This window comes from Lysinibacillus capsici (assembly GCF_003367505.1).
Taxonomy (GTDB): domain Bacteria; phylum Bacillota; class Bacilli; order Bacillales_A; family Planococcaceae; genus Lysinibacillus; species Lysinibacillus capsici.
This window is the reverse complement of sequence record NZ_PXXX01000010.1, coordinates 117261-132347: the sequence shown is the minus strand read 5'-3', so window position 1 is coordinate 132347 and position 15087 is coordinate 117261. Positions and strand designations below refer to the sequence as shown.

11 protein-coding genes are annotated in these 15087 nt (G+C 39.1%); 7 read left to right on the top strand and 4 right to left on the bottom strand.

What is annotated here, in order from left to right; genetic code table 11:
• Window positions 1–475 precede the first annotated feature (475 nt).
• From C7B89_RS07725 to C7B89_RS07715, 3 genes are read right to left on the bottom strand one after another with little or no spacing between them, the layout of a single operon-like run.
• Window positions 476–1312, bottom strand: a complete 837-nt coding sequence (locus tag C7B89_RS07725) for a DUF4097 family beta strand repeat-containing protein (RefSeq protein WP_115673438.1) — start codon at window positions 1310–1312, stop codon at window positions 476–478.
• Complete coding sequence (locus C7B89_RS07720) at window positions 1313–1918, bottom strand: DUF1700 domain-containing protein (protein WP_066037628.1); 606 nt, start codon at window positions 1916–1918, stop codon at window positions 1313–1315.
• The gene (locus C7B89_RS07715) at window positions 1911–2231 is read right to left on the bottom strand and encodes a PadR family transcriptional regulator (RefSeq protein ID WP_115673437.1); all 321 of its coding nucleotides are present in this window, start codon (window positions 2229–2231) and stop codon (window positions 1911–1913) included. The genes C7B89_RS07720 and C7B89_RS07715 overlap by 8 nt, the downstream gene beginning before the upstream one ends.
• Window positions 2232–2658: 427 nt before the next feature.
• On the opposite strand from C7B89_RS07715, the gene panB reads away from it, so the two are divergent.
• The 5 genes from panB (at window position 2659) to dinG (ending at window position 10076) form a co-directional block, all read left to right on the top strand.
• Window positions 2659–3495 (top strand): 3-methyl-2-oxobutanoate hydroxymethyltransferase, encoded by an 837-nt coding sequence (gene panB, locus C7B89_RS07710; protein WP_066037629.1) that lies wholly within the window; start codon window positions 2659–2661, stop codon window positions 3493–3495.
• Window positions 3495–4349: a pantoate--beta-alanine ligase gene (panC, locus tag C7B89_RS07705; RefSeq protein ID WP_115673539.1), complete on the top strand. Its 855-nt coding sequence runs from the start codon at window positions 3495–3497 to the stop codon at window positions 4347–4349. Before panB ends, panC begins: the two co-directional genes overlap by 1 nt.
• A 1-nt stretch (window position 4350) precedes the next feature.
• Window positions 4351–4734, top strand: a complete 384-nt coding sequence (gene panD, locus C7B89_RS07700; protein ID WP_009370842.1) for an aspartate 1-decarboxylase — start codon at window positions 4351–4353, stop codon at window positions 4732–4734.
• 228 nt (window positions 4735–4962) lie between these two features.
• Window positions 4963–7122: a 5'-nucleotidase C-terminal domain-containing protein gene (locus C7B89_RS07695; protein WP_115673436.1), complete on the top strand. Its 2160-nt coding sequence runs from the start codon at window positions 4963–4965 to the stop codon at window positions 7120–7122.
• 182 nt (window positions 7123–7304) lie between these two features.
• Window positions 7305–10076 carry an ATP-dependent DNA helicase DinG gene (dinG, locus tag C7B89_RS07690; protein WP_115673435.1) on the top strand — a complete coding sequence of 924 codons (2772 nt, stop codon included), beginning with the start codon at window positions 7305–7307 and terminating at the stop codon, window positions 10074–10076.
• 82 nt (window positions 10077–10158) lie between these two features.
• Here dinG and C7B89_RS07685 read toward each other — a convergent pair whose 3' ends face one another.
• On the bottom strand, window positions 10159–10809 hold the full coding sequence (locus C7B89_RS07685) for a TetR/AcrR family transcriptional regulator (RefSeq protein WP_048390477.1): 651 nt from the start codon (window positions 10807–10809) through the stop codon (window positions 10159–10161).
• Between the two features lie 323 nt (window positions 10810–11132).
• Between C7B89_RS07685 and C7B89_RS07680 the strand changes: the two genes are divergently transcribed.
• Entirely contained in the window at window positions 11133–13166 is a 2034-nt protein-coding gene (locus C7B89_RS07680; RefSeq protein ID WP_115673434.1) for a CocE/NonD family hydrolase, read from the top strand.
• A gap of 22 nt (window positions 13167–13188) precedes the next feature.
• On the top strand, window positions 13189–14487 hold the full coding sequence (locus C7B89_RS07675) for an MFS transporter (RefSeq protein WP_048389869.1): 1299 nt from the start codon (window positions 13189–13191) through the stop codon (window positions 14485–14487).
• The last annotated feature ends 600 nt before the right edge of the window (window positions 14488–15087 follow it).

Below are 15087 nucleotides of genomic sequence, written 5' to 3'. Positions count from 1 at the left end.
GGGGGCGTCCGATGAGCCGCTTCACTCACTTGTGTTCGCTGCAGGGTCTCATCTGTGACGCTAAATCCCCTAGGAGTGACCTGGCTCCACTCCAATCAACCATTCTGCAAAAGTGTCTTTGCTTTATCTTTCGTACTGGCCGTAGCGAACAAAATAATCCATTATTTGTATTAGTGAATAGATAGACTTTTATTTTCAATGTGGGGAAGTTATGCGTAACAGCACCTCTTCATAAAGAGTCGTGAACACCTTCACTTTATTTGAAAACCTTTGCTAAAAGGTAACACTTTTGTAGGTTGAAGTGGAAGGCTACTTGACTCCCGTGGGATCGGCGCTCGCCCACAGGAAAGAAAGTAGCCTGCAACGGAAACCGTTTTCACCTTTCACAAAAATTCTATTAATGGTTTTGTTTTTCAACAATATGAGAAGCTGCAAGTAACGTCCTGTACTTGCAGCTTCTTTTATTGACTATTCTTTATTTTAGTGACACATCTATATCACCATGTGATAAGGAAACATTCAGTTGGTGCTCACCCTTCGTTACCTGAGTCACGGTGCCATTTTGTTCTTCATCATTAATGGTCACATCACCAAAGTCTGTTTTGAGAGCGTAGCCTATATCACTTTGTTTGTTTTGTAAGTGAATCGTTGTATCGCCAAAACTAGAGGTAATGGTTGTTTGCCCATTTAATGTGCCATCTATATCGATATCTCCATGCTCGCTCTCAATAGTAAAGCCGTTACTAGTAAGTTGCTGAAGCGTCAAATCACCAAAGGACTGCCTAATCTCTGTTTTGTCACCCGTCGTGCTGTTGAAAGTAATATCTCCATAATCCTGGATGAGATTAAGCTGCTGATACTGGAGCCCATGGATGGCTGTATCGCCAAAATTACTGTCTATTACAATCGCCACTATTTTTGTATCTTTTGGGACATAGAGTTTGATTGAAGGGGAAGAGAGGTTACCGAAGCCAAATTGAAAACCATCCTTTTTCTTTGCCATTGTTTCGATGGTTAAAGTTCCGTTATCAATATGATATGTTACATCTTCTTGCTCATGGACCTTTGTGTCTAATTTATAGTCACTATCACTTGCAACAATCTCCACATCTCCATAATCATTTACGATATTAATGCTTGTGAAAGCATCTAAAGCATGAGACTGACTTATTAATTTAGTATTACTTGGGACATAAAGACCCTCTGAATCTTTAAGAATCAGCCAGCGACCCCCTGAAAAATAGCCAATCAATGCGAGTAGAATGCCTAATGCAATCATTGTCATGGCAATAAGGGTATTTTTTGACGTCATTTAGAAGTCCCCCTTTTTTTGCTTCTTTGTCATTTTATGGAACAGTCTGCCTAATGTTTCAACAGAGACAACAACGGTTTTCTTGATAACACGAGCAACAACTGGGAACAGTAGGACACCCAAGCCCGTTACGATTAACCCGACACCCATAAAGAGCAGTGCGGTCGGCCAATGCTCTGTTAAAATTAAGAAACCGGAAATGATCGCCACAACGCCACCAGCAAAAATACTAATAACAGTTGCGACAATAGCAAAGATTAAGCTGATAATGACTGCGCCAAATGAAAAAATGAGTGCAATGGCTGTTGCAAGTAATGGCAATGAAAGGGGCGCAGACAGTATAGCTAGAATAATGAGCCAAATGGCAGACATATTCTTTTTTGTTGATTTTGCCGAGGAGGTTTCTAAATCCTTTAATGCGAAATCAGCTAATATTTGTGAGGCGACGTGTGAAGGAGAGCCAAGTTGTGAAATGACCTGATGCTCATTTTCCTCTCCAGCTTCCTCAAAGTATTCTTCATAATAGGCAAGCGCAGCGTCTAACTCATGCGCAGGAAGCCGACGTAATTTTCCTCGTAGCTGTTTCAAATAGCTTGCTCTATCCATCTAAATTCCCTCCTAAAAGTACACAATCAACCTTTTCCTTATACATTTGCCATTCTTTTAATAGCTCTAATAATCGTATACGTCCTTGCTCCGTAATTTGATAATAGCGTCTATTTCTACCTTGATAAGGTTGATCGTACGTTGTTAAGTAATGCGCTTTTTGTAAGCGGCGTAATACAGGATACAGTGTAGACTCTGAAATCTCCATGATTGATTGTACCTGCTGTGTTAATGAATAACCGTAGGCGTCCTCTTTCTCGACAATAGCCAGTACACAAGCATCAAGTAAAGCTGAACCAAGCTGAAATGTCATCTTTTCACCTCACATGTAATACCTATACTTCATTTTATATTATATGACATATAGTATGTGGATAGTATATGACGTATAACATTGATTGTCAATTCTAAAAGAAAATTTTTTCCAATGTTGTTAGACGAAGATATTGTAAGAAAATAATATTTGAAGATTAATAGGAAAATCTGTTATAGTATGTGCGAAGGGCAGTATCCATTGTGAACGGCACCTTCAAAAACGCAATAGACTATACTATCAAATATCTGCCTTGATCTTTTAGACAGGGACGGAAGAAAACGATACGTTCAAATATAGCTTTCATTTTGTAAGCTATTGCCTCTTTCAGGGGTCTTTTTATCATTGAACGACACACTACCCTTCTGTCTGTTTTCGGCCAGAAGGGTTTTTCTGTTTTCTTCCTTTAAAAAAGGAGGACTACAAAATGAAAACGACAACAGATTTTTTAAAGATGAAAGCGGCAGGCGAGAAAATCGTGATGGTGACGGCCTATGATTATCCAGCTGCTAAATTCGCGGAAGAAGCTGGCGTTGAGATGATACTAGTCGGGGATTCACTTGGAATGGTCGTGCTTGGCTATGATTCTACAATGCCTGTAACTGTAGCGGATATGGTCCATCATGCAAAAGCAGTAAGACGAGGGGCAAAGGATACGTTTATAGTCGTTGATATGCCCTTTGGTTCTTATCATGGCGATGTCAATGAGACACTCAAAACAGCCATTGCGATGATGCAACAAACAGGAGCAGATGCTTTAAAGGTTGAGGGGGCAGGTGAAGTTATACCTGTCATTCGTAAATTAACGTCAGCTGGTATTCCAGTAGTAGCTCACTTAGGCTTGTTGCCTCAATCAGCGGGAGTGCTTGGTGGTTATAAGGTACAAGGAAAAACAGCTGAACAGGCTGCTACACTGCTTGAAGAAGCAAAACAATGCGAAGCGGCTGGAGCATGTGCAGTCGTGTTGGAATGTATCCCTCATCAGCTGACAGAAATTGTTTCAGCTAGTCTTGTTATTCCAACCATTGGCATAGGCGCTGGTATTGAGGCTGATGGACAAGTGCTGGTGTATCATGACATGCTAAGCTACGGTTCACACCATGTACCGAAATTTGTTCAACAATTTGCTGATATGGGCAAAGAAGCAAGCGCGGGGATGATGGGTTACGTAGAAGCAGTGAAAGCGGGTACTTTCCCAGCTCCAAAGCATTTCTTCACAATGAAAGAGGAAGCATTAGATCAGCTATATGGAGGCGTTAAATGATGAAAGTCATCACGACCATACAGGCATTAGCCACAGAAATTCAAGCAGCTAAGCATGCTCAAAAAACGATTGGACTTGTTCCGACAATGGGCTATTTACATGAAGGTCATTTAACATTAGCACAAACAGCTCGTGTAGAAAATGATGTCGTTGTGATGAGTATATTTGTCAACCCAACACAATTTGGGCCAAATGAGGATTTTGAAAGTTATCCTCGTGATTTGCCAAGAGATACTGCATTAGCTGAATCTGTGGGCGTTGATATTGTGTTCGCACCAAGTGTGGAAGAAATGTATCCTCAAGATGGAGGGATTCGTCTACATGCAGGTGAGCAGGCTTCCATTCTTTGTGGTGCAAGTCGTCCTGGTCATTTTGATGGCGTTTTACAGGTTGTCTCTAAATTATTTCATTTAACACTGCCAACAAGAGCTTATTTCGGTCAAAAAGATGCACAGCAGGTTTCGATTATTGCGACAATGGTACGTGATTTTAATTTCCCTTTAGAAATGCGTGTTGTCCCAATTGTACGCGAGGAGGACGGTTTAGCGAAATCTTCTCGTAATGTCTATTTAAGTGAGTCAGAGCGACAAGAGGCTCCAGCAATCAATGAAGCATTACAGTTGGCTCGCGATAGCTTTTTAGCGAATGGTGATGCTGATAAAGCACTTGCAAAAGCAAAAGCTCATATTCATGCAAGAACACATGGCCGCATTGATTATATTGAATTATTAACATATCCAGATTTAACACCAGTGACAACTGCAACTCAGCAAGTTCTGTTGGCAGCAGCTGTTTATATAGGTAAAACACGTTTAATCGATAATTGTATTTTTACTGTGAAAGAGGGACTATAGTATGTTACGTATGATGATGAATAGTAAAATCCACCGTGCAACAGTGACACAGGCAGATTTAAACTATGTAGGCTCCATAACAATAGATGAAGATATTTTAGATGCAGTAGGTATGCTGGCAAACGAAAAAGTACATGTTGTTAATAACAATAATGGCGCTCGTTTTGAAACATATATTATAGCTGGTGAACGAGGATCAGGTGTCATTTGTGTTAATGGCGCAGCAGCAAGACTTGTGCAGCGTGGTGATATTGTCATTATTATTTCCTATGTGTATGTGGATAATCATGAGGCAAAAGACCATCAACCAACTGTAGCCATCATGGGAGAGGGCAATACAATTAAGGAAATGATCGCACACGAGCCAGAAGCAACTGTGATGTGAATTCAGCCATAGAATAAATTAATACAAGAGAGGAGGATGGCAAAGCATAGCCAATCCTCCTTTTTTGCGATTACGTTTATATCAAAAGTTACTGGCAAAAATTTGCTTTTATTACTATTAAACTAGTTAACAAAATTATAATTTTACAAATGTTCTAGTATTTTGCGTCATATTTATGTAGAATTTAGTTGTTAGTACATCATTTTACTAGTGGAGGTATCATTTGTCATGGAAAATAAACGTAACAAATTTTTAACAGTAACTGCAGCAGCATTGGCTGTAACAGCGGTAGCGGTAGTACCAGCATCAGCAGCAAGTCCTTTTTCGGATGTAAAGGAAAGTCATGCAGATTTTGAAGGCATTTCTACACTTTATGCAGCAGGGATTATTAGTGGTTACCCAGATGGTACATTCAAACCAGATACAAATGTCACACGTGGACAAGCGGCAAAAATGATTGCAGGCGCATTAAAATTGGATACAAAAGAAGTAGAGGATCCAAAATTTACGGATATTAGTGCATCAAATCCTTATTATGGCTCAATTGCAGCCCTTGTAGGATTAAATGTCATTACAGGCTATGGAGATAATACTTTCCGTCCAAACCAAACAATTACACATGGTGATTTAGCAAAAATTTTAGCATCTATCCCAACATTACCAGAGCTAGAAAGTGCAAAAAATCATGAGGCTAGTGAAAAAGTTACACGTGGACAACTGGCAACATTCATTGCTGAGGCTCTAACAAAATCAAACCCAGAAACTCCAGAGACTCCAGAAACACCAGAAACACCAGAGACTCCAGAAACACCAGCAGATGCATTCTCATTATCGATTTTACATGTGAATGATACACATGCTCGTGCAAATGAATTACCTAAATTGGCGACAGCTGTAAAAGAACAAAGGGAAGCAAAGAAAAATGTTTTAACATTACATGCTGGCGATGCATTTAATGGTACATTATATTTCAATGAATTCCATGGACAAGCAGATCTAGCGCTATTAAATGAAATTGGCTTTGATGCAATGGTATTTGGTAACCATGAATTTGATTTAGGTGCCTCTCCAGAAGGTCATCAAGCATTAGCGGATTTTGTTAAAGGGGCTAAATTCCCATTTGTGGATGCTAATGCTGATTTCTCAGCAGATGATAAATTCACTGGTTTATTTACAGACTTAATTTCAAGTGAACCTGAAAATGGTAAAATTTATTCTGGTATTGTAAAAGAAATTGATGGAGAAAAAGTTGGTATTTTCGGCTTAACGACTGAGGAAACGGTTGATATTGCTTCTCCTGATAAAGTAACATTTACAAATTATATAGAGGAAGCGAAAAAAGCTGTGGCAGCCTTTGAAGGAATGGGTGTCAACAAAATTATCGCTTTAACACATATTGGCTACAATGATAATCCGAATGTTGATAATGATATTTTACTAGCTAAAAATGTACCAGGCATTGATGTCATTGTTGGCGCACATGATCATACAAAATTAGACGAGCCATTCGTTGTTGATACAAATACAGTAGGTGAAGCGAAGGATGCTACATTAATTGTACAGGCCAATGAGTATGTAAAATACTTAGGTACGCTTGATGTAACATTTGATGGAGATGGCATAGTTACTGAATATGGTGGCGAATTAATCGACCTTGGTAAGGTAGCTGAAGACGAATCATTAGTAAAATTACTAGCACCTTATAAAGCAAAAGTAGATGAAGTGAACAACAAAGAAATAGGTGTAACACTAAAAGAAGCTTTAGCTAACCCACGTGCAAGTGAAACAAGTCTTGAAAGTGTGCGTAGTAATGAAACAGCCCTAGGTAATATCATTACAGATGGTATGCTAGCAAAGGCACAAAAATATACTGATAAAACGGTTGTAATGGCATTACAAAATGGCGGTGGTATTCGAGAAGCAATTCCAGCTGGGAATATTACTGTTGGTCAAGTAATTACAGTATTACCATTCGGTAATACATTAGCATTAATGGATGCAACAGGTGCTGAGCTAAAAGCAGCATTTGAAGTGTCCTTGAAAAATGCACCTAAAGAAAATGGTGGCTTCTTACACATTGCTGGAGCGAAATTACAATATGATTCGTCAAAAGAAGTAGGCTCACGTGTTGTATCTATCGAATATTTAGATAAAGCAACAGGTAAATATGTTGCTATTGAAGATGGTAAAACTTACACAGTAGCTACAAATGCCTATACTGCTAAAGGTGGAGATGGCCTAGATATGTTTGCTAAAGCATATGAAGAAGGTCGTGTTACAGATTTAGGCTTATCTGATTGGGAAAACCTTCAAGAGCAATTACTATCACTTAAAGAAGTGAAAACAACAACAGAAGGTCGTATTGTTGATGTAGCAAAAAAACAATAAGCGTAACGTTGTTTGAGTAAGCACTCCATAACGATTCCACAACGCAACCTTAGGGGATTGATTTCTCCAAGGTTGCGTTTTTTGTATGGATGCGGTGATTCAACAAAGAGGAGAAAGGATGCCGCAGAGCCAATAATATGATAAAATTCAACTTATCTAATGTGAACTGTGAGTTGAGATGTATGATGGAAAGTCAAAAATATGCAATTGTAGATTTGGAGACAACTGGTCATTCACCAGCCAATGGGGACCGGATGATTCAAATTGCCATTGTTATTATGAAGGATTGGGAAATTGAGCGTACCTATACGAAGTTCATAAATCCAGGGAAAGCTATTCCCACTTTCATTCAAGATTTAACGCATATAACGAATGAGGATGTAAAGGATGCCTTCCCATTTGAAGCGCATGCGGATTACATATATGAGCTACTTGCTGACTGTGTATTTGTTGCACATAATGCAGATTTTGACTTATCCTTTTTACAAGCAGAGTTTAAACGTGCTGGACTACCAAAATGGCAAGGTAAAAAAATGGATACGGTGGAGCTAGCTAAAATTTTGTTCCCTATGTCCCTTGGTTTTAAGCTAGGGGATTTAGCGGCCGATTTAAATATTGAGTTAGCAAATGCTCATCGAGCGGATGACGATGCTCGCGCGACAGCGGAGCTATTCAAGCATTGCTGGAAGGAGCTACTAAGTTTACCACAGCTTACACTTGAACAGATGCATAAGCGTTCCTTTCGCTTAAAATCAAATATTTCTCAGCTTTTTTTTGAGGCGTTGCAAATTAAGCGCCAGCATACGACGGGCCGCGAAAATGTACACTATTACCGTAATTTTGCGATTGGCAATGGCCGAAATAAGCATGAGCATGTGACAGAAACGATTGCCTACCCTCAATCAGTAGATGAGAAAATAACTTTAATGTCAAAGGCACTGCCAAATTTTGAGGAACGTCCTGCACAATTTGACATGATGGACACGATTTGGCGGGCATTACATGAACAACAGGAGTGCGTGATTGAAGCTTCTACGGGTATTGGTAAAACTGCTGGCTATTTACTTCCAGCCATCTTATTTGCCCGTGCTGTTAATAAAAAGATTGCCATCAGTACGTATACTTCCTATTTACAAGAACAGCTTGTAGAAGAAGAGCTACCAAAGATCGAAAAAATCCTTGGGACAAAGGTGAATTTGTGTGTGCTGAAGGGAATGCAGCATTATATTGATCTCGATCGCTTTGAGCAATGTATGGCATATGCTGATGAATCCTATGATGATACATTTACTATTTTACAAATACTTGTGTGGTTGACCAAAACAGAGACTGGTGTGTTGAGCGAGCTCAATGTTTCTGGTGGCGGACAACTGTTTTTAGAGAAAATCCGAAAAATACCGAATGACAAGCCTTCAAAGGGCTTTGATTTCTATGAGCAAGCTTTAAAGAACAGTGCAGTTGCTGACTGTATTGTAACGAATCATGCCATGGTTTTAAGTGATTTAGTGCGTCAAACACCACTTTTTACAGAAATAGATGGCTGGATTATTGACGAGGCGCATCAATTTATTCAGGCAGCTATGCAGCAGGATGAAGTAGTCTTCTCCTATACACAATGGAAGTATATTTTTGGACAAATTGGTACGATGGAGGACACGGCTTTATTTCAACAGTTTTGCCAGGCAGCGAAGAGAAAACAGCGAGTAGCCATGCAAAATTTACAGCATCTTGATGCACAATTCATACGTTTGCAGCGGACATTTGATGAAACAATCCAGAGAACTATTCAAAAATTGCAACAGCAAATGAAAGGGAAACAAGCAGGTAGTAAATGCACCTTGTTTTTAGAGGATGTTTCATTTGCGAAAGAAACGTTTGCACAAGTAAGCAAACTAACCCAGCAATGGCTGGATCTCGCTACTAGCATTACACAGTCGTTCGAAAATGCGATTGAGCAGCTAGATAAAAACGATCAATATGTATTATCTGAATGGCAATATTGGATTCGAGAAGTGAAGATAAAAATTGCTGAATGGGACGATATTTTTCTGTCACCACAGGAAGGCAATTCTGTTTGGTTAGAATTTGATGTACGGAGTGTCCCTGGCAGTCTCCATGTTTTTAAGAAGCCTGTCAATGTGACGCCGATAATTGAACAAGTATTAGCACCATTACGTCAGCAAGCAAGTATTGTTTGGACATCAGGTACATTAACGGTACCAGGCAATGAGCGCTTTGTTACACGCCAGTTAGGCATTTCTGATAATGTTGAAGTCTTGAAACTACAAGCTCCACCAGCCTACTATGCTGGGGCTAAGGCATTTATCGTCACCGATATGCCAGATATTCAGCATGTCAGCCAAGAAGAATACATTGAGGCTGTTGCCCATGCAATTACGCGGACTGTTCGAATGACAGAAGGGCGTTGCTTTGTACTCTTTACAGCACAGGATATGCTACGAAAAACAGTTGAGCTTATCCAAGATAGTGAACTATTAGATGATTACATGCTATTTGCACAAGGTGTTACAGGCGGTAGCCGTATGCGCATTCTAAAATCCTTCCAAAAATTTAGTCATGCCGTTCTATTTGGCACAAACAGTTTTTGGGAGGGGGTAGATGTTCCAGGAGATGCACTTGCCTCTGTTATTGTCGTACGATTACCATTTTCTTCACCAGAAGAGCCTGTTTTTAAGGCGAGGGCAAAGCATCTAACTACCCTAGGCCGCAATTCCTTTACGGAGCTTTCCTTACCAGAAGCGATCATGAGGTTTAAGCAAGGCTTTGGTCGATTAATACGTTCCTCGCAGGATAAAGGAGCTTTTATTGTCCTAGACCGACGAATTACTAGTAAGTCATATGGGAAAGAGTTTATTAAGGCATTACCTCCTATCGATGTAAAGAAATTGCAGCTACCCGAATTGTTAAAGGAACTAAATCATTGGCAAAAATAGCAGAAACCCCTTTTAGCATTGCTAGAAGGGGTTTTTACGTATTTTATAAGCGTTTAAAGAAAGGCAATTGCTAGTATGATTCTCATTGCTTGTTTTTAGTTTGCTCATCAAAAAGGTTAGCATTACGAACGATTTCTGTAATATATTTCATAGTGATTGCCGTTGCTTGTTTGGCATCATAACTTTTGCGATTATTCAATAGGTTTGTAAACATACCTTGCCAAATTAATAGTGTAATTTCATTGATGGCATCAACATTGCCTTCAGTTAAGTAGCCTTCTTTTAAAGCGATCTCTAACATAGAACGCCCTCGTTTCGTTAGACTGTGTTGAAATAAAATGGTCTTTAAATCATCAGGGATATTGATTAAATCATTGGGGTAAAAATTATAATAATTTTCCAATAGTGCTTCTGGTGTTTCCCCTAAATCCATGATAAAGACTGCGTGAAAAATCTGAGGTTGTTTGAAGGAATATTGACAAAAGCACTCCCAAGCCAATAAGTATTTTTCAATAGGATCTTTGCCTCTTTCTATGTAGCGAGCAACTTCGTTGGTATAGTCTTGCATGCATCTCATCGATGCAAAAAATAGAAGATGCGAGATTTCCGAAAAATAATTGTAGATAGTAGCACTGTTGTAACCTGCTTTATCAGCAACCTTCCGGATTGTGACATTTTCCAGCCCTTCTTCTTCGATGATTTCCGCAGTGGCATCTACAAAGTATTTCCACATACGACTCCTTTGTATTTCCTTTTTCTTCAAAGTAATATCCCCCTAACAAACAATTAATTACTGTAAAATCATTAATTAAATGTATATATTTACCTTCTTGTAGCTAATTTAAACTTATTATAGCATAGCAATTTTAATTATCTTCTTTCATTATAGCATTAGCTTTTGTCATTTTCAGAGTTGTGCATTAGAATTTCAGGTGATATACTAATCACAATTATTTTATAATCATGATTACTAAATAATCAAGATTCGGAATAATTAGACGAAGAGGATGTTATAACTAGGAGTCTTGCACTTAGACACAAGGGGAGGATTATACAATGAGTAAAAAAATTGTGACACAATTTGAGTGTACATATGAAACAATTGAAAACACATGGATCGAGTTAGCTGACGGCACAAGGCTTTCTAGTCGTATTTGGCTACCAAATGTAAAATTGGGAGAGAAAGTACCAGCCATTTTAGAGTATATTCCTTATCGTAAAACAGATGGGACAAGAGCAAGAGATGAGCCTATGCACGGTTATTTTGCAGGACATGGTTATGCTGTTGTGCGAGTGGATATGCGAGGTTCAGGTGAGTCAGATGGTTTATTAAAGGACGAATATCTAAAGCAAGAGCAGGATGATGCCCTTGAAGTCATTGAATGGATTGCTAACCAAAGCTGGTGTGATGGCAATATCGGGATGATGGGGAAATCGTGGGGCGGATTTAATTCTCTACAAGTAGCAGCTCGTCGACCAAAGGCGTTAAAGGCGATTATTACCGTAGGCTTTACAGATGATCGTTATAACAATGATATTCACTATAAGGGCGGTTGCTTGTTAAACGATAACTTCTGGTGGGGTGCTATTATGTTAGCCTACCAGTTACGTCCAATTGATCCACATATTGTTGGCGATAGCTGGCGTGATAAATGGATGGAACGATTAGAAAATATGCCTTTGTGGATGGCACAATGGATGGAGCATCAAACAAGAGACGATTATTGGAAACATGGTTCAGTTTGTGAGAATTATCAAGACATAGAAATCCCAGTTTTTGCGCTAGATGGCTGGGAAGATTCCTATACAAACACAGTCTTAAGTTTAATGGAAGGGCTTTCTGTTCCGAGAAAAGGCATTATTGGCCCATGGGCACATGTTTATCCCCACGATGGAGTGCCGGGTCCAGCAATGGGCTTTCTACAAGAAGCTGTGAAATGGTGGGATCATTGGTTAAAAGGAATAGACAACGATGTAATGGATGGACCAATGGTGAATGTCTGGGTAGAAGAGAGCATGGAGCCATCCGTTAAGAAACCAATTAGCAAAGGCTATTGGGTTGGTTTAGAATCGTGGCCAGCAGCGGAATCGATACAAACTAAGGTGTATCAACTGACACATGGAAAACTAGTAGAAAACCGCAGTGAGCAACAAGAGCAAGTCCTACTAAAAACTCCTCAAAATCATGGTCTTTTATCTGGTGAATGGATGGGCGCTGGCGTACTAGGTGAAAGTCCAGCAGACCAACGATTAGATGATGGAATGGCCATGGTTTTTGAAACGGATAGGCTAGAGAAAGCCCTAGAGATTGTGGGCTATCCAAAATTTGAAGTGGAATTAATGAGTGACAAACCACATGCAATGCTATTTGCACAGCTATCAGACGTAGCACCCGATGGAGCTGTCACTCGTGTATCCTATGGCGTGATGAACCTGACACACTTAAATGGGCATGATCATGTTGACCTGTTAACACCTGGTGAAAAAGTGAAGGCCTTTGTTCAGTTAGATTGCTGTGGCCATCAATTTAAAGCGGGGCATCGTTTACGCCTATCCTTAGCTACAACGTTTTGGCCTATGTTTTGGCCAATGCCAGAAGACGCTACATTGACATTAAATCTAGAAACCGCTACCTTATCATTGCCAACTTTCCATGGTCAGCAGGTAGTAGGACCTAATATGAATGCTGAAAGTGCACCATTAACGCCAATCACAACACTGCAAGAAGGCAGAGTCGATCGTTCGATATCCTATGATATTTTAACAGATACATGGACATGTATTACAGATGGGGTTGGAGGCGTATTTGGAGAAGGTATTTATCGCTTTGATGATATTGATGTCACTGTAGAACATAATTTAAAACGAGAATTAACCTTAACGAATGCTGATCCACTGTCAGCTCAGTATACAATCTATCAAAAAATGAAAATTGGTCGTGAAGGCTGGTGGATTGACGCGGATATTACGGTTACCAAAACATCTGATCAGGAAAACTTCCAAATTGTTGGGGAAATGGTCATCAAAGAAAATGACAAACAAGTCTTCCATAAGGAATGGAATCAAAAAATTAAACGTCATGGCTTGTAAATAACATATAAGGGGTAAACATATGGAAGCTAAGTTAAAAAAGAATACAGCTACTTTAGTTATTTTAGCTGTTTCAGGTGCCTTAATTTACGCATTGCCTTATTTTAGAAACTACTATTATGATGTCTTTCTGGATGCATTTCATTTAACCAATACACAAATGGGGACACTTGGTAGTGCGTATGGTGTTTGTTGTTTAATTTCCTATATTTTTGGAGGATTTTGTGCAGATCGTTGGAAAACGAAATATTTATTAACCATTTCTTTAGTAGCCACAGGATTATTAGGGTTTACATTATTATTGTATCCACCCTATCCAGTACTTCTACTGATTCATGCTGCTTGGGGAATCACGTCCATTATGACGTTCTGGGGAGCATTAGTAAAAGCGGTTCGTTCTTTAGGCTCTGAAAATGAACAAGGAAAAGCTTTTGGATTTTTTGAAGGCGGACGTGGTGTAACCAACATTATTCAATCTGCTGTGATTTTAGGGATTTTTGCTTTTTTTGCAAAACATATGAGTGATAAAATGGCTCTTTCAGCAGTTATTACAGTGTATTCTGTGATTTGTCTTTTGTTGGGCCTCATGATTATGATGCTGTATAAAGATCCAGATCAAGCAACTGTCAGTCCAGAAGATAGAGAGAGCAGTAAAACGTTTGATTGGGCAGTCCTTTGGAAAGTGTTGAAGATGCCAACTACCTGGCTTGCGACTATACTTATCTTTACGTCCTACGCGATGATTATTAGCTATTATTACATTACACCTTATGCAACGGCCGCATTTGGTGCGTCTACGTTAATTGCTGCGGCTTTGGGCTACTTCTCGCAATATTGTCGTCCTATTGGTAGTTTTAGTGCAGGAATCATAGGCGACCGAATTGGTGTGTCGAATATGGTGTTAATCGGCTATATTTTATTAGCATTTGGTTTAGTAGGGCTCATTTTATTACCAGGAAAAGCTTCTTTTATCCTTATGCTTTTAGTGTTCATTGGGATTATCTATACATCTATGTATGCTTTGCAAGCGATGCATTTTGCAATTCTAGTAGAAGGCGATTATCCAGTAGAATCAACAGGAACTGTGTCCATGCCACTGATGATAATTGGTTATAGTGGTGAAATCTTTATGCCAATTATTGCAGGTGCTTGTTTAGATTACTGGGGTGGCACAGCGGGCTATAAAGTATTCTTTGGTATTTTATTAGGCTTAGCTATTATTGGATTCATTACAGTAGTCATTTGGCAGCGTGTGACGAAAGAAAAACGCCGAGAAATTGCTTTACAACGAAAGCTTTCCAAGGAACAGGCACTTACTTAATTTAGTTTAGAACTAACATTGGTTTCTTCCAAAGCCAGCTTTTTTAAACATAATGATGAATAGCTAAAAAGGCTGCGAATAGTTTTTTTACTATTTATACAAGTTGATTATTCACAAATCAATATGTAAACACGGAAATAGAGGCGTCAAGGTAATGACGCCTCTGTTTTCGTCTCCGGTTTTGTATGATCTAGTAAAAATTCCACACGATTTCTACCATGGTGTTTGGCCTAATATAAAGCCTTGTCACATCTAGATAATAAGGAATGAATTGTATTTGCCCATCACAAAGAAAGTCACTCCAATAATGATATACATATCAATGCTATCTAGTTTATCTGTTACCTCTAGCCAATGGGATTCATTTTTATCTATTCAAATATTATCCATGGATAAACGTAAACAAATAGTATCTCTCGTATGCCAGAAGAATGGATACGATTGATTTCTAGCCACAAAAGAATGATCATGGACATCACTCAATATATCTTCGATGGAGACCATTTTGGAATTAAATGCTGTCCTAACACAATAGGATCTAGCAGCTTATCTGTTGGGCTATTGCGCTAACAGGGGGGATGAGAGCGAACATAACTAGGA

Coding starts and splice junctions, on each gene's coding strand:
- C7B89_RS07725 (WP_115673438.1), bottom strand. CDS start 1,312: ATGACGTCAAAAAATACCCTTATTGCCATGACAATGATTGCATTAGGC.
- C7B89_RS07720 (WP_066037628.1), bottom strand. CDS start 1,918: ATGGATAGAGCAAGCTATTTGAAACAGCTACGAGGAAAATTACGTCGG.
- C7B89_RS07715 (WP_115673437.1), bottom strand. CDS start 2,231: ATGACATTTCAGCTTGGTTCAGCTTTACTTGATGCTTGTGTACTGGCT.
- panB (WP_066037629.1), top strand. CDS start 2,659: ATGAAAACGACAACAGATTTTTTAAAGATGAAAGCGGCAGGCGAGAAA.
- panC (WP_115673539.1), top strand. CDS start 3,495: ATGAAAGTCATCACGACCATACAGGCATTAGCCACAGAAATTCAAGCA.
- panD (WP_009370842.1), top strand. CDS start 4,351: ATGTTACGTATGATGATGAATAGTAAAATCCACCGTGCAACAGTGACA.
- C7B89_RS07695 (WP_115673436.1), top strand. CDS start 4,963: ATGGAAAATAAACGTAACAAATTTTTAACAGTAACTGCAGCAGCATTG.
- dinG (WP_115673435.1), top strand. CDS start 7,305: ATGATGGAAAGTCAAAAATATGCAATTGTAGATTTGGAGACAACTGGT.
- C7B89_RS07685 (WP_048390477.1), bottom strand. CDS start 10,809: ATGTGGAAATACTTTGTAGATGCCACTGCGGAAATCATCGAAGAAGAA.
- C7B89_RS07680 (WP_115673434.1), top strand. CDS start 11,133: ATGAGTAAAAAAATTGTGACACAATTTGAGTGTACATATGAAACAATT.
- C7B89_RS07675 (WP_048389869.1), top strand. CDS start 13,189: ATGGAAGCTAAGTTAAAAAAGAATACAGCTACTTTAGTTATTTTAGCT.